We start from the raw sequence: 22,589 nt of genomic DNA, 5'->3' as shown, positions 1-22,589 counted from the left end.
GGGCCAGAGTTGATGTCGTTGCCCGGCAGCACGCCGTAGCGGTCATAGTTGGTCAAGATGACGACCGGCAGATAGCCTTGCAGGAATGGCTGCTGGTCGATGCCCCATTTGATCACGCCGTCCTTGATGGCCTTGACGATATTTTCGCCAAGATCGAAGGTGCCAAAGTAGATCGCCCCGGCCATGCCGTTTTCTTCCAGCGCCAGAATGGTCGGGTCTGCGCTGGTCGGCCCAAGCGTCAACACCGCGTCAGTATCGGGGTTGGCGTTCAGATAGGCCATCACGCGGTTCTTGATTTCGGCGGGGTCCTGGCCGCTGTCGATCATCTGGCTGCCCAGTTCGACCCCCAGCCCATCGGCAAAGCCCTGGCACCGCGCAACCGTCGAGGCCGAAGCGACCAGGTGGTTCACGCAAAGAAAGCTTTCGATGCCGTCTTTCTTGGCACGTTTTCCGGCCGCAACACCGGCATCATATTCGGGCTGGCCTACAAACATCAGCGCACCGGCGGCATGGGCCTGTTCTGGTGTGCCGGCGTTGATGATGATGACGTCAATGCCCGCATCGACGGCATTTTTGATCGGACCGGACAGGACATTTGCATCAACCATCGTGGTGATGATGCCGTCCGGGTTTGAGGCTGCGGCCTGTTCGATGATCCGCGCCATATCGGCAAGGTCGCCAGAGGGCGGGTTGCGGTATTCGACCTCGACCCCCAGCTGATCCGAGGCGAGCGCGATGGCGTTCTTGATGGTGTTCCACCAAGAGTCGCTATCAGGTGCGTGGCTGATCAGCACATAGCGTTCGCCCTCGGCGGCGGCGGGGTTTGCGGCGATGATTGGCGCGGCGGCGGCCAACGCGGCAAACGCGATTGATCCCAGAAGTTTCTTCATTGTTACCTCCCTATGGTTTCGTCGGGGCGGGTGCGATTCCTGAGTCGCCTCCGCCCTGCGCGAGAATTCAAACACGGATCGACGCACATTGCAACCGGTTGCAAAGAGGTTCGTATTATTGCACACTCATATGGCTTGGCGTAGAGATCGCGCGGAAATGGCGGCCAAGGCTGCCTGCCGGGTGATGCAACAGTATGGTAGACCGATAATGGCCGTCACCCTGAAAGATGTCGCGTTGCGTGCGGGTGTTTCACGTTCAGCCGTGTCGCGCACCTTTACCAAGGGGGCGTCGGTTTCACCGATGACGCGCCAAAAGGTGGAAACGGCCGCAAACGAGCTGGGCTATACCCCCAGTGCGCTTGCCTCTGCCCTTAGCACCGGGCGGACCAAGCTGATCGGGCTGGTGTCGAACAACTTTCACAACCCGGTTTTTCTAGAGGTTTTTGACCTGTTTACCCGTGGTTTGCAAAACCGTGAACTGCGCCCGCTGCTGGTCAATCTGACCGATAGCAACGACCCCGAAGCCTCGGTCAGGATGCTGCGGCAGTATTCGGTTGACGGGGTGATTGTGGCGTCGTCGACGCTGCGGCCCAGTTTTGCCAAGGCATTCAAGAATGCCGGGATGCCGGTGGTTCATTCTTTCGGGCGGCGCATGGCGGTGGCAGATGTGCATACGGTCGGTATCGACAATGTCGACTGTGGCCGGATGGCTGCGCGCAGCCTGTTGGCGCGGGGCTATGCCCGCGTGGCCTTTTTGGGCGGTCCGGCAACGGCGACCTCGACCCAGGACCGGCAGGCGGGGTTTTTGGCGGAACTGGCGCAGCACCCGCACATTGCCGTCACCAGCAGCTTTGCCGCGGGCTATGCCTTTGAGGCGGGTCGCGCCGAAATGCAGCGCCTGTTGGCAGAGGGCCCCCCGGCAGAGGCCTATTTCTGCGGCGATGATGTGCTGTCGATCGGCGCACTTAGTGCCGTGCGCGATGCGGGCCTGTTGGTGCCGGGCGATGTGGGGATCCTGGGGTTGAACGATATGGAGATGGCGGGCTGGGCCAATATCAACCTGACCACGATTCACCAACCGATCCAGGACATCATCAACGCCTCGATCGAGTTGGTCGTGGCCACGATGGCGCAGCCCGACCGTGACCCCGAGGTGCGGATCTTCCCCTGCCGGATCATTGAGCGGGGCACGCTGCGCCCCGCCCTCTGATTGTCTTAGCGAAACATCGGCGGGCGCGCATCGACCCATTTGCCGTCAGCCTTGCCGCTTTCGGCCACAGCCTGCACCGCCGCCATTGACCACAGCCCGTCTTCGGCGCGGGGGTAAAGATCGGCGGCCGGATCCATGTCGCGGCCCTGTTTTCGCGCAAGGATCGCCTCGGACAGGTCGGTGTAGATATTGGCAAAGGCCAGCGGCATGCCCTCGGCATGGCCGATGGTAACGCGGCTGCTGCGGTCGGCCTCGGGGCTAAGACCGGCTTCGCCGCGTTCAATCACCTGCAACCGTTGGCCAAGTGGCATCCAGAACAGTTGGTTGGGCTGTTCTTGTGACCAGCGCAGACCACCCTTTTCGCCAAACACCTGCAAGGTCAGCCCGTGCTGGCGCCCGATCGCCACCGATGAGGTCCAAAGCCGCCCGACGGTGCCCCCCGACATGCGGAAATTCACCATCGCGTCGTCTTCCAACACGCGCGAGGGGATGCACGACACCGTGTCAGCCGACAGCTTTGTCACCGTCTGGTTGGCGACAAAACCGGCCATGTGCAGCGCATGGATGCCGCAATCGGCAAACTGCGCCGAGACACCGGCCTGCGCCGGGTCATAGCGCCAGCGAACGCGCGGGTTGTCGGCGTCGGCGGCGTCGGCGTGGTGACCGTGGGAAAATTCGGCCTTGATCAGACGGATCTGTCCCAGATCGCCGCGCGCCACCATCGCACGCATGTGCCGGACCAGCGAATAGCCGCTATAGCCGTAGTTGACCGCGCAAATCCGGCCGGTGGCCTGCGCGATTTTCACGATTTCTTCGCCTTCGTCGACGGTCATGGTCATCGGCTTTTCGCAAAGAACGTGAAAACCGGCCTCCAGATAGGCTTTGGTAATCTCAAAATGTGTCGCGTTCGGGGTGGCGACGGTGACCAGATCCACCCGGTCGTCGCGCGCCTTTTCGCCCGCCAGCATTTCGCGCCAGTCGCCATAAGACCGGTCTGCCGCCAGCCCCAGCCGCTGGCCATAGTCGCGCCCGGCCTCGGGGCGGTGGTCAAGCGCGCCGGCGACAAAGGAGAACAGGCCGTCCAGCCCTGACCCCAAGCGGTGCGCCGGGCCGATCTGGCTGCCTTCGCCGCCACCGATCATGCCCCAATTCAATTTGGTCATATGCCGATTCCTTTCAGTTGAAGCCAATGGATTCAAGGTATTGACGGTTTGCGCGCGCATCATCCAACGGGTTCACGTCAAGCGTGGGGTCACAGTCCTGCTCGACCGTGCACCAGCCCTGAAAGCCCGCATCCAAAAGCACCTGCCGGACGGCCGGAAAATCAACGTCGCCCTTGCCCAGATTGCAAAAGATGCCCTGGCCGCAAGCGTCATAGAACCCGGTGCCGTTGTCGATGACGCGGGCCTTTACCACGGGGTCGATGTCCTTGAAGTGCACATAGCTGATGCGCTGGATATGGCGGCGCATGAACGCCACCGGGTCAAACCCCGCGTAGGAATGATGCCCGGTATCAAAGCAGATTTTCAGGATGCTTTCGTCAACCTCGTCCAAGAGCCGTTCCAGCTCGGGTTCAAAATCCATGAAGCCGGCGGCGTGGGCGTGGATGCCGACGGTCAGGCCGTATTCCTCGCTGCCCATCTTTGCCACGGTTTTCAGACGGTCGCGGAAGGCGCCCCATTCGGCGGGGTCCATTTGTTCGGCCTTGTCCGCGCGCCCGGCGGTGGGCGCCCGGCGCGGCGAGATCGAATCAATCAACACCAGATGTTGCGCGCCGTGTGCCACCAGCGCCTTGCAGGTGCGCGTCGCCGCGTCCATCACCTCATCCCATGTTGCCGGGTCGTGAAAGGCGCGAAACACGACGCCGCCGATCAGTGTCAGGTCATGGTCGGCCAGCGCCTGACCCAGCACGGCGGGGTCTTCGGGCATGAAACCGATGGGGCCCAGCTCGATCCCTTTGTAACCGGCCTCGGTGCATTGTTTCAGCACCTGCTGCCAGGGCGGATTGCGCGGATCGTTGGCGAATTCGACGCCCCAGGAACAGGGGGCATTACCGATGCGGATGGTCATGGTGGTATACCTTTCAGGCTGAAGTGACGGTGTGCCAGCGTTTGTCGTGGGCAGAGGCAAGGGCGGCGGCCACCACGAGGCTGACCTCCAACCCATCGCGGAAGGTTGGCCAGACCGGCCGGCCGGTTTCAATGGCGGTCAGAAAATCGCGCGCCTCAATGATGATCTGGTCCTGATAGCCGGTGCCGTGGCCCGGCCCCTGACAAAAGGCGGCGTAGTCGGGGTGGGCGGGGCCGGTCAGGATGCGGGTGAAACCGCGTTTGGCCTCGGGGCCCTGCGCCTGATAAAGCCAGACCGAGTTTTGGTCTTCCTGGTCAAAGCGGATCGCGCCTTTGGTGCCGGTGATTTCATAGGCATAGCCCATTTTGCGCCCGGTTGCGATGCGGCTGAAATACATCTGCCCCATCGCCCCATTGGCAAAGGTGCACATCATCTGTGCGTGGTCATCATTGCCAACGCTTTCGGGGCCGTTTTGGCCGGGGCGGGTGGCGTGAACGGTTTCAACCTTGGCGACAAGTTCGGTGATCGGCCCCAGCAGGGCCAGCGCACAGTTGAGCATATGCGGCGCCAGATCGCCCATGGTGCCGCCCGCCATATCGCGGGTGCGCCAGTTCGCGGGGATGGCCGGGTCGGCCAGAAAATCCTCGGTATGTTCACCGCGAAACCACGTTATATCGCCAATGGCGCCCTCGGCTATCAACTGGCGCACGAACTGGGTTGCGGGGGTGCGCACATAGTTGAAGCCGACCATATTGACGACGCCTGCTGCCTTGGCGGCCGCAACCATCGCGCGGCTGTCATCGAGCGAGCCGCCCAGCGGTTTTTCGCAAAACACCGGCTTGCCGTGGGCAAAGGCTGCCTCGGCAATGGCGCGGTGGGTATCCTGGGGTGAGGCGATGATCACCGCCTCAACCTTCGGGTCGGCAATCATTTCGCGCCAGTCATGGGTGGCACGCGCAAAGCCGTAGGCGGTGCGGTAATGTTCGGCCGAGGCGGGGTTTGAGGCGCAGACCATTTCCAGACGCGGGCGCAGCGCGGTGTTGAACACGGCGCCAACCGCCGCCATCGCAACCGCATGCGCCTTGCCCATATATCCGCCGCCGACGATGCCTATGCCTATCTGGGTCATGTGTTCGCGCCTTTTCGACTCTGATGTTGCAACCGGTTGCAATATGTTTAGCCGGGGCTATAATGTCACGCAAGGGGCAAGCTGAACTTTCGCCAAAACCCACCCAACCGCACCGAGGAAAAAAGATGAGTGTCAAACCGAAAACGGTCCGCCTGACCACCGCGCAGGCCATCATCCGCTATCTGATGGCCCAGTATATCAACATCGACGGCGTTGAGACGCGAATCTGCGGCGGTGGCTTTGGGATTTTCGGGCATGGCAATGTGCCCTGTCTGGGTGAGGCGCTGTATGCGGTGCGTGATTCGTTCCCGCTTTACCGGGGCCAGAACGAACAGGGCATGGGCTTTGCCGCGGCGGCCTATGCGAAATACCACCTGCGCCAGCGTTTCATGTTTTGCACCGCATCGGCGGGGCCGGGCACGACGAACCTGCTGACTTCGGCAGCCCTTGCCCATGCCAACCGGTTGCCGGTGCTGATGCTGTGCGGCGATGCCTTTGTCACCCGCCTGCCGGACCCGGTGCTGCAACAGTTGGAGCATTTCGGCAACCCGACGGTGGGGGTGAACGATGCGTTCAAGGCGGTGACGCGCTATTGGGACCGCATCACCCACCCCGCGCAGATCATCCAGTCGCTGCCTGCCGCGTTGGCCACGATGCTGGACCCGGCCGATTGCGGGCCGGCCTTTATTGCGCTGCCGCAAGATGTGCAGGGCTGGGCGTTCGACTATCCCGAATCGCTGTTTGAAAAGCGCGTTCACCGGATCCGCCGACAGACCCCTGACGCGGATGAGATCGCCGCGGCCGCCGATGCGCTGCGCGCCGCCAAACGGCCGATGATCATTGCCGGGGGCGGGGTTCAGTATTCCCGCGCCACGGCCGAGCTGACCGCCTTTGCCAAGGCGCACGCCATTCCCGTTGTCGAGACAATCGCGGGGCGCGCCAACCTGCTGGCGGATCATCCGCTGAATATCGGGCCGATCGGCACGACCGGGTCCGATAGCGCCAACACCATTGCGGGGCAGGCGGATGTGATCCTGGCCGTTGGTACCCGGCTGCAAGACTTCACCACCGGTTCCTGGACGGCGTTTGCCCAAGATGCGAAGCTGGTTTCGCTGAACGCGGCGCGCCATGATGCGGGCAAGCATCTTTCCCTGCCGGTTGTGGGCGATGCAAAGCTGGGGCTGGTGGCGCTGGGGCAGGCGCTTGGTAGCCACCGCGCCCCCGCGCCCTGGGTTGATGCCGCGCAAAAAGAGCGCGCGGATTGGGACAGCTATGTTGCCGCGAATGTGGCCCATGGCAACCGGCCCAATTCCTACGCGCAGGCCATCGGCGTGGTGAATGCGCTTTGCGACCCGCGTGACCGTATCGTCACCGCAGCGGGGGGCTTGCCCGCCGAGGTGGTTGCCAACTGGCGCACCCTGGGTATTGGCACCGTTGATGTCGAATTCGGCTTTTCGTGCATGGGGTATGAAATTGCGGGGGGCTGGGGCGCCCGCATCGCGCAGTCTGAAAATGAACCCGACCGCGATACGATCGTGTTTGTCGGGGATGGGTCCTATCTGCTGATGAACTCGGACATCTATTCGGCGGCGCTGACGGGTAAAAAGCTGATCGTACTGGTGCTGGATAATGGCGGCTTTGCGGTCATCAACAAGCTGCAAAACAACACCGGCAATGAAAGCTTCAACAACCTGATCGCGGATTGCCCCACCATCCCCACGCCGTTCACGGTTGACTTTGCGGCCCATGCCGCCGCCTTGGGGGCAGATACCGAAACAGTGTCTAACCCCGCCGAATTGGCCGAGGCGTTTACCCGCGCGAGGGCCAACCCCCGCACCTGCGTGATCGTGATGAAGGTGGACCCCTATGAGGGGTGGACCACCCGTGGCCATGCCTGGTGGGAGGTGGGCACCCCCGAGGTTTCCGACAGCAAAAAGGTGCGCGACGCCCATGCCGAATGGGAAGCAGGCCGGGCAGATCAACGGGTGGGTGTGTGATGGAAAATCTGGCACGCCTGAAGGGGGGCAACTTTTTGGTTGTCGGCCGCGCGGGAATGGATTTCTACCCCGATCCGCCGGGCACCCGAACCGAGGACGGCACCCGTTTTGTGGCCTGTCTGGGCGGCTCTTCGGCCAATATCGCGGTGGCGATCACCCGGCAGGGCGGGCAGGCGGCGTTGCTTACGCGGGTTGCGGATGATGCCATCGGGCGGTTTTGCCTGAACCAGTTGGATCACTACGGCGTCGGGCGCACCCATGTAACCCCGGTTGGCGGCGAGGCGCGCAATTCGCTGTCGGTTGTCGAAACGCGGCTTGAGGACCATCAGTCGGTCATCTACCGCAATGGCGCTGCCGATTTTGAAATGACCCTGGCCGATGTAGAGGCGGTGGATTATGCGCCCTATTCGGCGCTGATCACCACCGGCACCGTGCTGGCGGCGGAACCGTCGCGCAGCGCCGCGTTCCGGGCCTTTGATCTGGCGCGCAAGGCGGGTCTGCCGCTGATCTTTGATGTGGATTACCGCCCCTATTCCTGGCCCTCGGCCGAGGTTGCCGCAGAGGTTTATTCGCGGGCCAGTGCGCTTTGCGATGTGATCGTGGGCAACGATGTCGAGTTTGGCTTTATCGCCGGCAGCTACGACAAGGGGCTAGAAAAGGCGCGGGCGCTGGCGGCCAGCAGCGCAAAGATTGTCGTCTACAAGATGGGCGAAAACGGCGCCATCACGATTACCCCCACCGGTGAGTTGCGCACCGGCATTTACCCGACAAAGGCGTTAAAGCCGACCGGCGCGGGTGACAGCTTTCTGGGGGGGCTGATCATGGCGCTTGTGGCGGGGCATGACCTGGAACAGGCGATCTTGCGCGGCTCGGCCTCGGCGGCGATCGTGGTGTCGCGGGTGGGTTGCGCGCCGGCGATGCCAACGGCCGCCGAACTGGATGAATTCATGGCGCGCAACGGCGTGCCAAGCACCGTTTGAAAGGATCACACCCGATGCATATTGCCCCCTATGACAACCACAACAAACCCATCGTCGATACCGATAACGATCTGGTGCCGCTGAACTATTTCAACATCGTCAAGCTTCGCCGGGGGGCGCATTTCGATTACCGCGTGCCGGGGTATGAAACCTGCGTCGTGCCCGCCACCGGCACCGTTACCGTTGAGGTGGCGGGCCAGACCTTTGCCGATATTGGCACCCGCACCGCCGATGTCTGGGACGGCGAACCCGAAGGCGTCTATGTGCCCACCGATACCGGAGCGCGCATCACCTGTCTGTCCGATAGTGCCGAAATCTTTGTGGCGGGCGCAAAATACGACCAGACGCTTGCCCCGTTCGCGGTGCGCGCCGATGCGATTGATCTGGTTCAATACGGCTCGGACGACACAAAGACGCACCGCAAGATCAAGCATATTCTGGGCGCCCAGCAGCATGACCGCGTGGGCCGGTTGCTGGTGTCAGAGCTGTTTACCGTGGGGCAGGGCGGTTGGTCGGGCTTTCCCAGCCACAAGCATGACACCGACCGTCTGCCCGACGAAACCCGCCATGATGAGACTTATAATTTCCGCTTCCGGCCGAATTACGGGTCCGGCCTGCAAATGCTGCAACGGGTCGATAATGAACCCGGCGATGCCTATCACATCGTCGATGGGTCAACGATGCTGATTGACAAGGGGTATCACCCCTGCGCCGTTCTGCCGGGGTATGAGATGTATTATTTCACCATCCTTGGCGGGCTTAGCCAGCGCAGCCTGAAGCAGTATTTTCAGCCCACACATGCCGCACAGCTGAAAACGATCCCGGGGATCATGGATATGATTGCGAAGTTCAAATGACGATTGCAACGCTATCAGAGGTGCTGCGACCCGCGCTGAAGGGTGGCTATGCCGTGGCCGGTCTGGTCACATTGGGGTGGGAGGATATGCGCGCCTATGTCATGGCCGCCGAGGCCGAAGGCGCGCCGGTGATCCTTCAGGCGGGCCCGTCGTGCCGCGCCCACACGCCGCTGCCGGTTCTGGGGGCGATGTTTCGCCATCTGGCCGATAGCGTCAGCGTGCCTGTCGTTGCCCATCTGGATCATGGCTATACCGCCGAGGAATGCCGCATCGCGGTGGACAGCGGCTTTACCTCGGTGATGTTTGACGGCTCTAAACACCCGTTGCAGCGCAATATTGACGAAACTGCCGCGATTGCGGAAATGGCGCATGCGGCGGGGGTTTCGTGCGAAGGCGAGATTGGCTTTGTGGGTTATTCGGGGGGGGCCGCATCCGCCGGGACAGACCCCGAAGAGGCTGCGCGCTTTGCCCGAGAGGCCGGGGTGGATGCGATGGCGATTTCGGTTGGCAATGTTCATTTGCAGACCGACCATGAGGGCGGCCTTGATGAGGCGCGGTTGCGCGCAATCGAGGCGTTGACGGATCTGCCGCTGGTCATTCACGGCGGGTCGGGGGTGCCGGTTGCGCAACGCACGGCGCTGGCGCGCGGGTCGGCGGTTTGCAAGTTCAACATAGGCACCGAACTGCGGATGGTCTTTGGCGCGGCGCTGCGGGCGGCGGTCAACGCGGACCCCGCGCGTTTCGACCGCATCGCGATTTTGCGCGAAACGCAGGATCCGGTGATGGCGGCGGCGCGTCAGGTAATCCGCGCGATCGGGCCGCACTAGGGGCTTAGGCCGCAAATCTTGCCGGTGTTTGAGGGCGCCCCTTTACAGGACATGATCATGCCGTGGGCCCGGCAAAGGCATGGAGGGCGGTGGAAAGCCTTGAAACCCGTCATGGGGGCCGTCTCTTCCTGTTCCTTGTCAATGCATCGCAACTGCAGTTTCTTCAAAGTCAGGAAATTCAATACGGACCCGCAGGCCGGGATTATTGTCGGCCAATAACAATTGTGCGCCATGAAGGTTGCAGATAGCGGCGACAAGGCTAAGCCCTAAACCGTTACCCTCGGACGTTCGGCTTTGTTCCAGCCGGTAAAGACGGCGCAGGACCTTTTCACGCTCATGCACAGGAATCCCCGGTCCGTTATCGGTGACACTGAGGATCACATGACCCGCATGGCGTGACAGATCAACCCGGATTGTTGAACCGATTGGAGTGTGGCGCAGGCTGTTTTCGATCAGATTCGCAAGAACCTGCGTTAAAAGATGTCTGTCCCCAAGGGCATTGAACGGTTTTGTGCCATTCGAGGTAAATTCGAGGCGATATCCCTTTTCTTCCGCGTTTGCCCCCAGAAAATCGACGACATCCTCTGCGATCCGTTGCAGATCAGTGGGGACAAAGCGGTCACGCACAGCGCCACCTTCAATCTGTGCCAGTTGCAGCAGCGCCTGAAACGTCTTTACGATGCGGTCCGTTTCAGACAGCGCCTGATCCAAAAGTGCGTCCTGACCTTCGCTAAGCACCGTCTTTGTCGTGATCTCGTCTAGAATAACCGCCACGCGCTGAATGGGCGTCTTCAGGTCATGGGCGATATCGGCAGAGATCTGGCGCATCGAGGCAATCAGCGCCTCTTGCGCGGTGGCCATGGTGTTGACGGCGGCGCTGATCGCGGTCAGGTCATCGCGGTCATGCGCCACAACCGACACGCGCGCAGCCAAGTGGCCTGCCGTCAACTCGCCCAGTGTTTTCTGAATTCCGTCGATGCGCCGCCGTGCATTTCGGGCAGTTAGCGCCCCCGCACCCGAGGCCAATAAAATCGTTGGCAGCAGGCCGATCAGAACCACGGACAAGATGATCTCGCCCAATTTCGTGACCTGTTCGCGGGTTTTGGCGACGGTCAACTGCCCTTTCCCCACGCGCTTGCCCTTGGCAAGATAGCTGGCCGAAATATCATCATGGCCCGCGCCGATTGCCTTTTCATCCAGGATGGTGAAGTCGTCGACCGTGGGAAGGCTATCAACATTGGCAATGATTGACCCGCGATCAGGAAGATAATGCAGGATCGTCAATTCCGGGTCGGTGATTTTCACGTCTTCATTCAGACGATCAATCAAGACATTCTGATCCTCAATTGCCTTGTAGGTATCAATGATTTGATCAATTTCATCTTCAAGGGTCGACTCAAAATTGGCCCGGATAACAAGGTAAGCGGTCGCAAAGCTGGCGGCCGAAGACAGGATCAATATCGCCAAAAACACGACCGTCAGCCGCAGCGGGGTAGAGCGTATGGGCCAAAGGCGCCTCATTCCGCGTCAATCCGGTAGCCGGAGCCGCGCACGGTTTCAATAATCTCCGTCTCAAACGGCTTATCGACCTTGCGGCGCAGGCGGCTGATATGGGTGTCGACGACATTGGTCATCGGGTCGAAATGAATGTCCCAGACCGCCTCCATCAGCATGGTGCGGGTCTGCACCCGGCCTTTGCGGCGCAGCAGATGCTCCAACAGTGCGAATTCGCGGGGCAAAAGGTCAATCAGCTGACCGCCGCGCGTCACTTTGCGGGTCAGCAGGTTCATTTCCAGATCGGCGGCTTTCAAGACCGTCGGCTCGTCTTGCATCTGCGGACGGCGCGCGAGGGCGGCAATGCGGGCGCTGAGTTCGCCAAAGGCAAAGGGTTTTATCAGATAGTCATCGCCGCCTGCATTCAGCCCCTCAATCCGGTCATCGACCCCGCCAAGCGAGGTCAGGAACAATACAGGCGTACGGTTTTTTGCACCGCGCAGTGTTTTTACCAGGCTGATCCCGTCGATACCGGGCAACATGCGGTCCACAATCAGCACATCGTAATTGCCGACACTGGCCTGCACCAAGCCTTCGGCGCCATTGGCGAACAGGTCCACGGAATGACCCTCCTCGCGCAAGCCTTCGGCGATATAGGCCCCGGTTTTTTTATCGTCTTCAATCACCAGAATTTTCATAGATCGCCTGTTGTCAGAAATCGGCGGAGCGATGCGCCCCGCCGATGAACCCTATAGGGATTTGGGCTCAGTTGCTTTTGCTTTCTTTTTCATCCTTGTCATCATCTGCGGGTGCGGCTTTGACCGAATTATCCGCCGGGTTGACCAGATGCTCGGTCACAGTGCCGTCGGGCATGACGATTTCGACCTCATACATGCCTGCATCGACACCATCCTCTTCAAAATCAGCGCTCATGGCCTTGCCACCGGTGCTTGTTTCCGCAGCACTCACTGCGGCTGAAAGCGAACCGGGGGCTGCCAAAAACGCCTGCGCTTCGGCGGGGCTGGTGTCAGCGGATGCCATTGTGACAGCACCGCCGAGAAGGCCGAGGGACATCAGGGCAGCCGAGCCCAGGGTCAAGATTGCGTTGCGTTTCATAGTTATCTCCTAGATTGCCGGGCGATCACCTTGTCGCCCCCGTGTATTCAACATAGGGGGGCGTATATGCGGCCGCGTGTCGGCAAGATTACAGATTTTCCATGTTTGGAATTGATGCTTTCGCGGCCTGAGAAGGGCGAAGGGCGGAGAGCTTTCACCCCCCGCCCCTTAATGTAGTATCACCATGGGTGGTGACGTCTGTTAATCCCGTCAGATAGGGGCCTGTTCCGCGTCAAAGCTCGCCTCGATGTCTGGCTGTTTCACCCGGCCCTTGATCGCCAGCTTGGCTGCAAGTGCCGCCAAAGCACCGATCACAATGGCGGTCGCAACGATCATCGCGCCGATCCCGATAGCGGCCAGCCCGCCCAATGCCGTCAAACTGAATGCGGCGATGCGGTAAATTCTTTTCATGATCAGACTCCTGTTTGCTCCAGGGATCAAACCTATGATTGGCAGATGACCCTTCCCCGACCGCCAGATTACAAATTATCCATATTCCGAAAACCCGCTGGAAACTGCTTACGCAAATGGGGATCAGCCTGTAGAAGCGACCTGCCGACACCCGATAAATCATTGGAAAACCACGATGAGTGATGCGACCACCCCTGTGAACAATGGCTGGTGGCAACGCGTTCAGCCGCTGCTGCCCTATTTTCTTACTGCGGCCCTGTTCGCGCTCGGGGCCTTTGCGCTTTATCATCTGCTTAAGCCAGTTGACCTGAAACAGGTGATGACGCAGGTGCGTGCGACGCCGCTGCACATCATCGTTCTGGCGTTGCTGGCCATGCTCACCGCCTATGCGGCCCTTGTTGGTTACGATTGGTCTGCGCTACGGTATCTTGGCAAAAAACTGCCCTTGCCGATTATCGTGACCGGCGGGTTCCTTGGATATGCCCTTGGCAATACCATCGGTGCCGGGCCGATCACTGGCGGCGCTGTGCGCTATCGCATCTATTCCGCTTTGGGCCTGACCGGATATGACATCGCGGCCATTGCGGTTTTCGGGTCGGTTGCGTTTGGCCTTGGCGCGTCGGTGATCGGCTTTGGCGCGCTGGCCTATCATCCCCATGCCTTGCAATCACTCACCTCCATCAGCCCCGTGGCGCTAAGATGGGGCGCTATTGCCGCACTTCTGGCCTCTCTTGCGCTGGTCGCAGGGCTAGGTCTGCGCAAGTCAGAGATTGCTATACGCGGCCACCGGTTCAAGGCACCCTCACTGCGCCTGATGGCCGGGCAGTTCCTGTTTACGGCGATTGATATCCTGATGGCCGCCACCGTGCTTTTCCTTTTGCTTCCCGCCAATGATCTTGGGTTTGCAACCTTCCTTGCGGTCTTTGCCGCCGCCATTTTTGCGGGCGTCGCAAGCCATGTACCCGGCGGCGTTGGGGTGTTTGAGACCGTTATCATCGCAGCGCTTCCCGCCTCGGTTCCGGTCGAGCAGGCCGCCGCGGGGTTGCTCCTCTATCGGCTGATCTACTATCTTGTGCCCTTCGCGCTGGCACTTGTTCTTTTGGCGGTCAGCGAATTTCATATGGCCAGCGGTAAAGTGCGATCCCCCGCGTTTCAGGCCCTTGCGCCGGTTTTTGGCGCGGTCAGTGCGGTTGTGCCGCTGGCCATGTCCGCCATGATTTTTGCATCTGGCGTTGTCATGCTTTTGTCATCACTGATCCCGTCTTCCAGCGATCTGGCCGATGAGTTGGAGCTTTTGCTTCCCTTGGGCTTCGTCGAGGGCGGCGCGCTTTTATCCAGCACGATTGGCGTGGCCTTGCTGGTCATCGCACATGGCATGTTACGGCGCGCAGAAGGCGCATATTGGCTGGCGATGCTGGCGCTTGGTGCGGGGATTGTCGCCTCATTGATGCAGGGTCTGGATTATGACCGCGCCGTGGTTTTGCTTGTCATGCTGGTTATCCTGATGCCGTGCAAGCGCGAGTTTTTCCGCAGCACGCGGCTCACACGAAGCCCGTTGTCGCTGCGCTGGCTGCTGCTGGTTGCCTCGGTCTTGATTGCGGCCATGGGTGTCCTTTTCTTTGCACACAAGGCAACCCCATTTAGCGCGGATCTGTGGTGGCAATTCGCGACCGATCAAGCGGCGCCCCGCGCATTGCGGGCGGGGCTTGTGGGGTCTGTTGTCGTCGCCGTTCTGATCTTGATCATGGCCCTACGTCCGCCCCGGATTACGGCCCAACTTGCCACCGCAGAAGAATTGGACCGCGCAAAGACGATTGTGGCGTCCCAGGCCAATCCCAACGCAAATTTCGTTCTGACCGGAGATAAATCAATCCTGTTCGCGGACAACGGGCGCGCCTTTCTGATGTACCGCGTGCAAGGGCGATCATGGATAGCCCTTGGCGACCCGGTTGGCGACCCAGAGGCCGCGGGCCAACTGGTGTGGGAATTTTATGATGCAGCGAACGCCGCAAATGGCCGCGCCGTCTTTTATGAGGTGTCTGCAACATACCTGCCCTTATGGGCCGAAATGGGGCTCGCGCTGCACAAGATGGGCGAAGAAGGGGTGGTTCCCCTTGACACATTCTCGCTTGACGGCAGCAATCGCAAAAAGCTGCGCGCCACCTATAACCGCGCGGGACGGGATGGGCTAAGTTTTCAGGTTCTTTCCGCCCCGGTTGATGACCCGACGCTGGCAACGATGCATGCAATCTCGGATCACTGGCTGGCAGATAAGAAAAGCAAGGAAAAGCAATTCTCGGTCGGGCGCTTTGATGCAGCGTATCTGCGCCGTTTTCCGATTGCGGTGGCCTATCATAATGGCCGCATGGTCGCTTTTGCCAACATCCTGACGACGGACCTGAAGGGCAAAGCCACGATTGATCTCATGCGCCATGTGGATGATGCGCCGTCGGGGCTGATGGAATATCTGTTCATCGCCATCATGCTGCATCTCAAGGCCGAAGGTTATGCCGCATTCAGTCTGGGAATGGCCCCGCTTTCGGGCCTTGAAACACGTCGCGGCAGCCGTTGGACAATGAAGCTGGCAGATCTGGTCTATCGTCACGGCAGGCATTTTTACAATTTTGAGGGGCTTCGTGCCTTCAAGAACAAATTTGACCCCGAGTGGCGCCCCAGGTTTCTGGCTGCACAGCCGCAGGCGAATATATTGGTCATCGCAGCCGACGCGGCAGCCCTTATAGCAGGTGGTTTACAGCCATCGTCAGCAGCCCTTTCTCGGGGTGCCGCAAAAGAAGCAGAACCAGCCTAAGCGGAACAATGAATGTAGCCCTTGGGCCTGATGGCGTTCACATAGAGCGGCCTTTCGACAGCAGCACATTATGCGCGAAGGGACTTGACACTTGCGTTGAGCATCATCATTTTCGTTTCAGCATCTTGAGTGGGGCTGACGCCCTCGCCAACCTGCCGTGACCCGGCAAGGTGGTTCCCGAAAGGGGATGCGGCCATGGTGGCAACCAACGGGTCGTAGAGTATGTCAGCCCTCCTCGCAATTACGGCGGAGGGTTTTTTCTTGGATAAAAGCATTTTGCAGGCTTATCGGGAAACCGATTATCTGGTCCATGCGACAAGGCCCTTTACCCTTCGTATAGATGAAGTTTGCGCCGAATGTGATACCTTGATGGACGCGCTCAGGGTTTCGACGGCGGCCTATGTTGCCGCGTGGAATCCATACAGCCAACGACGATCGAGTGCCGAAAATGCGCGCGCACAAAATGCTCTTGCTGCCGAACTGGCAGCGCATTGCATTTCGGTCCTTGATGGCGTTGGCACAGGCCGGATCGGCGGCTGGCCACCTGAGCCAAGCCTTTTCGCACTGGGCATCAGCCGCGACAAAGCCGTCAGCCTTGCTCGCAAATACCAGCAGAACGCCTTTGTGTGGATCGAGCGCAGCAAAGCGGCAGAGCTCGTTTTCAGCGCTTGGTAACAGTAACAAGAGCTTACCAGCGGCATTTGAATATCAGCTTGTGCGCCGCGGCACCCTGCCAAAAGCACTAAAGAGAGGAAGACTTGCAATGCAGAACATTACCGGCCTGTTCACATCCGAAAGCGTCTCGCATGGCCATCCCGACAAGATTTGCGACCAGATCAGTGACGCGATCCTGGATGCCTGCCTTGCAGAGGATCCGTATTCGCGCGTTGCCGTCGAAGTGGCAATCAAGGGTGATTTGCTTTGCATCCTGGGTGAGCTGACCACGCACGCAGCCATCAATACAGAGGCAATTGCGCGCCAGGTCTTGCGTGATATCGGCCACATTGATGCGCGCTGGGGTGTCGATGCTGACCGGATCAGGATTGTTGAGCAGTTATCAAAGCAATCTCGGGAAATCGGTGCGCGCGTTGATGCGGCCGATACGGGCGCCGGGGATCAGGGCCTGATGTTCGGCTTTGCCTGCAACGAAACCCCGGCCCTGATGCCCCTGCCCATAACGCTGGCACATGCCCTGATGGAGAAACACTGGCAGCTTCGCCAGTCAGAACATTGGGGGAAGATCCTCGGTCCGGATGCCAAGGCGCAGGTGACAGTTCGCTATGCCGACGGTCAGCCAGAGTGCATTTCTGCGATCGTGCTTTCGAGCCAGCATGCGGAGGAAATCAAGCTCGACGAACTGCGCTCATTGTTGAGAGATGAGATTATAAAGCCGGTTCTTGGCGCCCGCTTTCGACCCGACATCAGGTTGCATCTCAACCCTGCGGGGACGTTCATCTATGGTGGGCCTGTGGCCGATGCCGGGCTGACCGGGCGCAAGATTATCGTGGACACTTATGGTGGCATGGCGCGCCACGGGGGCGGCGCCTTTTCCGGTAAGGATGCCACAAAGGTTGACCGGTCCGCCGCGTATGCTGCGCGGCAGCTTGCTCGCGATGTCGTGGCGCGCAGCTGGGCCGATACCTGTGAGGTCCGTGTCGCCTACGCCATCGGGGAAGCGCGGCCCGTGGCAGTGGATTTCGAGACGTTCGGCACCGGGCGCGGCACACCACCTGCGCAACGCTACCGGGAATTGGGTGTCGATATCAACGAGGCGTTGCGCCCAGCCGCAATAATCAAGCGGTTGGATCTGCGCACACCGATATTTCGACAAACGGCTGCATTGGGTCATTTCGGCCGGCAGGGCCTGCCTTGGGAGGGCGCGCTGTTTTTGCCCCGAAAAGCAGCTACCGAGTCTGAATCTGTAATGTTTTGAGGACTGGACCATGCCCTTAACCAACGCACCGCTTTATTCGATTTATGCCGGCAACAAGGCATTCAAACCGTTCACCGAAGCCGAGGAAAAACGGATATTGGCAATCGTCGGAGAACAGTTTCCTTCGTTCACAACACTTCCTGCCCGAGGAATTTTCGAAGGCAAGGAACTTCCCACGTTGCTTATTCAAATAGCGAGCCACGACCGGGATGCGGTCGTGGCGACATGCCGAAAGCTGGGTCACACCCTGGGTCAACGGTGGATCGGCCTGTGCGAAGCTGGCCTCTACACATCCGTGCCGGTGACCTAAAGATATGTGCTATGAGGAGGTTTCGTAATGAACGCCCAAGCAAAGGCTCTGATTGAATTTGTCATCACGGAAGACAGGTCCATCCGAAACGTTGGCATCAACCGCATCAGACATGGCAAAGCGGATTGTTCTTTTGATGCAGATTCACAAAATTAAGACCGATTGGAACCTATTGCAGCGCGCGGACAGGCTTCTGCGCGGCGAACCCTTATCTGACCGGCGCGCGGCCCTCAGCCGGTCAAGAACCGAGATCGTGAGGGCCTAAAGCACCCCAACAATTACCAGCCCTGCAAAAGCACCGCTAACAACCAACATCAACCCAACCGCCAAAGACCCCAGGTCTTTGGCGTCTTTTGCCATTTGGGACCAATGCGGTGAAATACCGTCTGTCAGAACCTCTATGGCGGTGTTCAGGGCTTCGACAACCAGCACGAGGGAAAACAGAACCAGCATGACGCCCCAGTGCCAGGCGGCAGCGCCGCGCCACACAAACGCGACAGTAACGATGGCCGCAGCCGTTATTTCCAGCCGTGCCGCCGTCTCTGCCCATAGCCGTTTGAACCCCGCCAGCGAATAACCCGCAGCATCCACAATATGCAGCAATCCGCTGCGGGGTGGAACAACCGTGCGCTTGGTTTCTGGATCCTGCGCGGTCATCAGCTTTGCACCGGCCGGGTGCGGCAGTCATAGGTCAGGTTCAGGGACTCACTGCGGGCCGCGGTGGTTATATCCAGCAAACCTAGCACGCTGTGGAAAAAGTTGTCTTGGCTTACAGACTGGTTCGCAGCATCAGCCAGACAGGTTTCATCCATCGCCAATGCAGCGGCAAAATCATCATCCAGCCACATCACGAAGGGCACTCGCGTTTGCACGGCGGGCGCCATGAACCGCGGGGCGGCATGAAGGTACAGGCCGTTTTCCCCCAGTGATTCACCGTGGTCGGACATATACAGCATCGCGGGCAACACACGGTCAGACGCAGCCATCATATCAATGGCCTGAGACAGGACAAAATCGGTTTCCAGGATCGTATTGTCATAGGCATTCACAATCTGCTCTGGCGTACAGTCGGAAAATTGCGCGGTTTCACAGGCTGGTTGGAACAGGGCGCGTTCGGGCGCTACCCGCAGGTGATAGGCCGGGCCATGGCTACCGATCATGTGCAACACCAGCACGGTGTTTTGGGTGATTGTGTCCAGCCGATCCTGGATCAGCGGCAAGAACACCTCGTCCGTGCATTCGACGCTGCACGCATCGGGGTTCAACGCCGCATCGACCCGCTGCCAGCCTGTCCGGGTGGCGATGCGTTGGTCGCCTGTGTTGTTATCAAACCATTCCACTGCAAACCCCGCGTGATCCAAGACATCCAGCAAGTTTTCTTCGGCCAGAAATGCCGAGCGAGAATAATCGGCCTGCGGCAGGCGCGAGAACATGCAGGGCAGGGATACGGCCGTCGAGGTCCCGCACGAGGAGGCATCGCTGAAATTGATCACGTTCCGTGCGCGTAACCCCGGTGTCGTGTCTCGTTCGTAACCGTCCAGGCCAAAATTCTGCGCCCGCGCCGTTTCACCGACAAATACCACCAGCAGTACGGGTTGTTTTGCACCGGCAAGGGCCTGACCGGGGTGTGCGTCACGGCCCAAAGGGCGGGCGATCGGGTCGGGGCCACCCCATTCTTCGCGGGCAAACCGAACCGCCGCTACAACAGACGCACCGGGTTGATAGGCGCTGCTCAAATCATGGCGTTCGCGCAAGACCGCAGAAAACGCCTTGTAGTCGACGCCTAGCGCCCCAATCAACAGCGCAAGAGAAACCGTGATCCCCAGCGGCCAGCGCCATATCAGATGCCAAACCTTGGGCCTGCGCACCTTTGGCCAAAAGATCAACAGCGCGGGCAAGACACCAGTCAGCGCGATCTGGGCAAGTGCGCCGCCCGTCATCAGGTGACGCGATTCCGTGACCGTGGTTTCAAAAATGTTGCGCACCATGTCACGGTCGATCAACACGCCAAAGGTTCGTTCATAGTACTGGGCGCTGGCCGCGATGATAAGCAGCACCGCTGCCACCGGTTTTTGCAATCGCCACGGGCCCAGCAATTCCAAAAACAATATGGTAAGCGCCCAAAACGCCACGCCCATCAGGCCCTGTTGCAGGCGCGAATCCGGCAAGGCATCTACCACCCGCGCCCAAAAACCGGTGTTCAGCACGGCCATGATATAGCTGGCGATAATCAGGTTTAGCGTGGTGTGGCCAAGGGTTGGACGGGCAAGGCGCCAATGCGCGGCAGGTTTCGTGGCGGGGTCGGTCATGGGTCTTCCTGCAATAAGCGGTGTGGGCACCGGGGTGCCTCTGTGTGCAGGGGCATTCGCAGCACAAGTTTTCGCCAACCTTACAATCCGCGGCCCTTCCATAGATTTTTCTGTCGCCGCGCCCGCCTCCGTGCGCTATCCAGTGCCATGCGCCTGATGCTTGTCGAAGATACCGAAGATCTGGCCCGCTCCGTCCTGCGGTTTCTTCAGCGTGCCGGCCACGCTGTCGATCATGCCCCTGACGCCGCAACCGCGCAGGCCGCGCGGGATGTTGCGGAATATGCCTGTGTTATCCTTGATCTGGGTCTGCCGGATGGGTCCGGTTTGTCATTGCTGCGGGCATGGCGGGCGGCAGGCGACAAAACGCCGGTTATCATCGCCACTGCCCGCGATCAGATCAGCGACCGGATTGCGGGGCTGGATGCGGGGGCCGATGATTATGTGGTGAAACCCTATGATCTGAACGAGTTGTCCGCCCGCATTCGTGCCCATGCGCGCCGTGGCCAAGGGATGCCAGAAGCACGGGTGCAGGTTGACAAGTTGGAGGTTGACCGCGCCGCTGCCCGTGTCTGGCACCACGGGGTCGAGGTGCGCCTGACCGCACGCGAATGGGCCTTGTTCGACACGCTTTTGGGGGCACGGGGGCGGTTGCTGCCCAAGGCAGCCCTGCAAGAGGCATTGTATGATTTCGATGCGGCCATCGAAGGCAACGCCGTCGAGGTTTATATTTCGCGCTTGCGGCAGAAATTGGGGGCGGGGGTGATCGAAACGCGCCGGGGGCTTGGGTATATCGTACCATGACGCCCCCGCGTAAATCCTGGTCATTGCGTGGGCGCCTGACCCGCCGGGTTCTGGGCCTTGTGATCGGTGGTTGGCTGGTGACCATTGGCCTGTCCGCCTATGTCATGACCGTTGAGCTCAATGAGATGTTTGACGAGGAATTGCAGGTTCTGGTCGAAACCGCCGTGCTGTTCCTGGATACTGCCCAAGACGCCGGGGTGACGCGCTCGCTGGGGGTTGAGACGAATGATTCAGAACGGATCTTGCGGCTATTGCCTAAGGATGGGCCCGAACCACCGGCCCCATGGCCTGCCCTGACAACGGACGGATTTCACGATGTGCCGGGCTGGCGCGTCTTGCGCCACAGCGCCGAAGGCATGGTGATCGAGGCTGTTCAATCCACCGACTGGCGGCGCGAGGAGATTGCTGAAACCGCGTCTATTTTTCTGGTTCTGGTGTTTCCGCTGGTTGTGCTATTGGTATGGGGCCTGCGCCGTCTGGCTGCCGATACGGTTGTACCCATCCATACGCTGGCCGCCGAAGTGGCCCTGCGCAAGCCCGACAACCTGTCACCAGTGGACGGGCAGAACCTGCCGCAAGAGCTGCAACCCCTGGCCAGCGCCTTTGACAGCTATCTTGGCCGTATCGACCGGTTGCGCAAAGCCGAGCGTGATTTCATCGCCAACGCGGCGCATGAACTGCGAACACCCTTGGCCACCATTCGGGCGCGGCTGGAGCTGTCGGCAGACCCGGACGCAACCGCAGCCGTCCCGACCATCGACGCCTTGACACGGCGGGTTGAACGATTGTTGCAACTGGCAAGGTCCGAAGCCGGCGTGGGTATCGGGCAGGGCCCTGCAGATATGCTGCGTATCTTGGGGCTATTGCTTCGCGATATTCGTCCCCGCAGCCGCCATGCCATCCAGTTCGATGACGGTGATCTGAACCGCCTGATGGTTGCTGCCGATCCCGATGCCCTGGCCATTTTGCTGCGCAATGTGCTGGAAAACGCCGTAGACCACGGGATCGGCACGATCAAAGTCCGTCTGATGGGCAATGGTACACTGACCATTGAAAACCCGACCGCCAGCCCAACATTTGCTGCCAGCCGCTTTGAGCCCGGCGAAGGGTCTGACGGCAGCGGGCTGGGCCTGTCCATCATCACCGCTTTGGCAAAAGCAATGGGCGTAACGCTGACCCGAAGGGCAGAAGAAAACACCATCGCCTTTAGTCTTGATGTCCCCCTTTCCACTGTGAGCGAGACCTGAACCGCGATTCCCATTGTCTTTGAGGGCAGGGCAACGGCTTATTTCTTCCATCGCCATCACACGCAGCCGCGGATAAGTTTCCGCAGTCATGCAGCGACTTGATCAAGGGTGATCGGTTCTTTGGGGGCCGGTCGGGTTGACAACACCGGCAATCTTCCGGCCATGGATTGATCCCCGCGACGGGCGCGGGGATCTCTGG

General features: G+C 60.1%; 21 protein-coding genes and 1 riboswitch. Of the genes, 11 read left to right on the top strand and 10 right to left on the bottom strand.

Features of this window, described 5'->3' with window-relative positions; genetic code table 11:
• On the bottom strand, positions 1-890 hold an 890-nt coding region (locus ACM62R_RS07595), incomplete at its 3' end, for a sugar ABC transporter substrate-binding protein (protein ID WP_415183455.1).
• Positions 891-1,098: 208 nt separating this feature from the next.
• Between ACM62R_RS07595 and ACM62R_RS07590 the strand changes: the two genes are divergently transcribed.
• A complete protein-coding gene (locus ACM62R_RS07590; protein ID WP_415183456.1) occupies positions 1,099-2,100 on the top strand; it encodes a LacI family DNA-binding transcriptional regulator in 1,002 nt (333 codons plus the stop codon).
• 5 nt (positions 2,101-2,105) lie between these two features.
• Here the strand turns inward: ACM62R_RS07590 and ACM62R_RS07585 are convergent, their stop codons facing one another.
• From ACM62R_RS07585 to ACM62R_RS07575, 3 genes are read right to left on the bottom strand one after another with little or no spacing between them, the layout of a single operon-like run.
• Positions 2,106-3,263 carry a Gfo/Idh/MocA family protein gene (locus ACM62R_RS07585; RefSeq protein WP_415183454.1) on the bottom strand — a complete coding sequence of 386 codons (1,158 nt, stop codon included), beginning with the start codon at positions 3,261-3,263 and terminating at the stop codon, positions 2,106-2,108.
• Between the two features lie 13 nt (positions 3,264-3,276).
• Positions 3,277-4,170: a TIM barrel protein gene (locus ACM62R_RS07580; RefSeq protein ID WP_415183453.1), complete on the bottom strand. Its 894-nt coding sequence runs from the start codon at positions 4,168-4,170 to the stop codon at positions 3,277-3,279.
• Between the two features lie 13 nt (positions 4,171-4,183).
• Entirely contained in the window at positions 4,184-5,299 is a 1,116-nt protein-coding gene (locus ACM62R_RS07575; protein ID WP_415183452.1) for a Gfo/Idh/MocA family protein, read from the bottom strand.
• A gap of 125 nt (positions 5,300-5,424) precedes the next feature.
• Here ACM62R_RS07575 and iolD point away from each other — a divergent pair, with 125 nt between their 5' ends.
• The 4 genes from iolD to ACM62R_RS07555 are packed head-to-tail and all read left to right on the top strand — an operon-like array spanning position 5,425 to position 9,960.
• Entirely contained in the window at positions 5,425-7,296 is a 1,872-nt protein-coding gene (gene iolD, locus ACM62R_RS07570) for a 3D-(3,5/4)-trihydroxycyclohexane-1,2-dione acylhydrolase (decyclizing) (RefSeq protein ID WP_415183451.1), read from the top strand.
• Positions 7,296-8,276, top strand: coding sequence for a 5-dehydro-2-deoxygluconokinase (iolC, locus tag ACM62R_RS07565; protein ID WP_415183450.1), 981 nt, complete (start codon positions 7,296-7,298; stop codon positions 8,274-8,276). The genes iolD and iolC overlap by 1 nt, the downstream gene beginning before the upstream one ends.
• A 14-nt stretch (positions 8,277-8,290) precedes the next feature.
• Positions 8,291-9,133 (top strand): 5-deoxy-glucuronate isomerase, encoded by an 843-nt coding sequence (locus tag ACM62R_RS07560; protein WP_415183449.1) that lies wholly within the window; start codon positions 8,291-8,293, stop codon positions 9,131-9,133.
• Positions 9,130-9,960, top strand: a complete 831-nt coding sequence (locus ACM62R_RS07555; RefSeq protein ID WP_415183448.1) for a class II fructose-bisphosphate aldolase — start codon at positions 9,130-9,132, stop codon at positions 9,958-9,960. Before ACM62R_RS07560 ends, ACM62R_RS07555 begins: the two co-directional genes overlap by 4 nt.
• Positions 9,961-10,098: 138 nt before the next feature.
• Here ACM62R_RS07555 and ACM62R_RS07550 read toward each other — a convergent pair whose 3' ends face one another.
• From ACM62R_RS07550 to ACM62R_RS07535, 4 genes are all read right to left on the bottom strand, one after another.
• Positions 10,099-11,481 carry a sensor histidine kinase gene (locus ACM62R_RS07550; RefSeq protein ID WP_415183447.1) on the bottom strand — a complete coding sequence of 461 codons (1,383 nt, stop codon included), beginning with the start codon at positions 11,479-11,481 and terminating at the stop codon, positions 10,099-10,101.
• On the bottom strand, positions 11,478-12,152 hold the full coding sequence (locus tag ACM62R_RS07545) for a winged helix-turn-helix domain-containing protein (RefSeq protein WP_415183446.1): 675 nt from the start codon (positions 12,150-12,152) through the stop codon (positions 11,478-11,480). The genes ACM62R_RS07550 and ACM62R_RS07545 overlap by 4 nt, the downstream gene beginning before the upstream one ends.
• 67 nt (positions 12,153-12,219) lie before the next feature.
• Positions 12,220-12,570 carry a PepSY domain-containing protein gene (locus tag ACM62R_RS07540; RefSeq protein WP_415183445.1) on the bottom strand — a complete coding sequence of 117 codons (351 nt, stop codon included), beginning with the start codon at positions 12,568-12,570 and terminating at the stop codon, positions 12,220-12,222.
• A 210-nt stretch (positions 12,571-12,780) separates the two neighbouring features.
• Positions 12,781-12,981 (bottom strand): hypothetical protein, encoded by a 201-nt coding sequence (locus tag ACM62R_RS07535; protein WP_415183444.1) that lies wholly within the window; start codon positions 12,979-12,981, stop codon positions 12,781-12,783.
• Positions 12,982-13,156: 175 nt separating this feature from the next.
• Here ACM62R_RS07535 and mprF point away from each other — a divergent pair, with 175 nt between their 5' ends.
• The 4 genes from mprF (at position 13,157) to ACM62R_RS07515 (ending at position 18,033) form a co-directional block, all read left to right on the top strand.
• A complete protein-coding gene (gene mprF / locus ACM62R_RS07530; protein WP_415183443.1) occupies positions 13,157-15,790 on the top strand; it encodes a bifunctional lysylphosphatidylglycerol flippase/synthetase MprF in 2,634 nt (877 codons plus the stop codon).
• Between the two features lie 115 nt (positions 15,791-15,905).
• Positions 15,906-16,009, top strand: a riboswitch (SAM-I-IV-variant riboswitch).
• A gap of 42 nt (positions 16,010-16,051) precedes the next feature.
• Complete coding sequence (locus tag ACM62R_RS07525) at positions 16,052-16,465, top strand: DUF3293 domain-containing protein (RefSeq protein WP_415183442.1); 414 nt, start codon at positions 16,052-16,054, stop codon at positions 16,463-16,465.
• A gap of 88 nt (positions 16,466-16,553) precedes the next feature.
• On the top strand, positions 16,554-17,723 hold the full coding sequence (gene metK, locus ACM62R_RS07520) for a methionine adenosyltransferase (RefSeq protein ID WP_415183441.1): 1,170 nt from the start codon (positions 16,554-16,556) through the stop codon (positions 17,721-17,723).
• 10 nt (positions 17,724-17,733) lie between these two features.
• Positions 17,734-18,033 carry a hypothetical protein gene (locus tag ACM62R_RS07515; protein WP_415183440.1) on the top strand — a complete coding sequence of 100 codons (300 nt, stop codon included), beginning with the start codon at positions 17,734-17,736 and terminating at the stop codon, positions 18,031-18,033.
• A gap of 261 nt (positions 18,034-18,294) precedes the next feature.
• On the opposite strand, the gene ACM62R_RS07510 is transcribed toward ACM62R_RS07515, so the two are convergent.
• Positions 18,295-18,690 carry a diacylglycerol kinase gene (locus tag ACM62R_RS07510; RefSeq protein ID WP_415183439.1) on the bottom strand — a complete coding sequence of 132 codons (396 nt, stop codon included), beginning with the start codon at positions 18,688-18,690 and terminating at the stop codon, positions 18,295-18,297.
• Positions 18,690-20,342: a phosphoethanolamine transferase gene (locus ACM62R_RS07505; protein WP_415183438.1), complete on the bottom strand. Its 1,653-nt coding sequence runs from the start codon at positions 20,340-20,342 to the stop codon at positions 18,690-18,692. The genes ACM62R_RS07510 and ACM62R_RS07505 overlap by 1 nt, the downstream gene beginning before the upstream one ends.
• Before the next feature lie 147 nt (positions 20,343-20,489).
• On the opposite strand from ACM62R_RS07505, the gene ACM62R_RS07500 reads away from it, so the two are divergent.
• Together ACM62R_RS07500 and ACM62R_RS07495 are read left to right on the top strand one after the other, a co-directional pair.
• A complete protein-coding gene (locus tag ACM62R_RS07500; protein WP_415183437.1) occupies positions 20,490-21,143 on the top strand; it encodes a response regulator in 654 nt (217 codons plus the stop codon).
• On the top strand, positions 21,140-22,390 hold the full coding sequence (locus tag ACM62R_RS07495) for a sensor histidine kinase (protein ID WP_415183436.1): 1,251 nt from the start codon (positions 21,140-21,142) through the stop codon (positions 22,388-22,390). The genes ACM62R_RS07500 and ACM62R_RS07495 overlap by 4 nt, the downstream gene beginning before the upstream one ends.
• The last annotated feature ends 199 nt before the right edge of the window (positions 22,391-22,589 follow it).

This window comes from Phaeovulum sp., from assembly GCF_047638075.1.
Lineage (GTDB): Bacteria > Pseudomonadota > Alphaproteobacteria > Rhodobacterales > Rhodobacteraceae > UBA6197.
The sequence above is the reverse complement of the archived record's forward strand: the minus strand, read 5'-3'. Positions and strand labels throughout refer to the sequence as shown.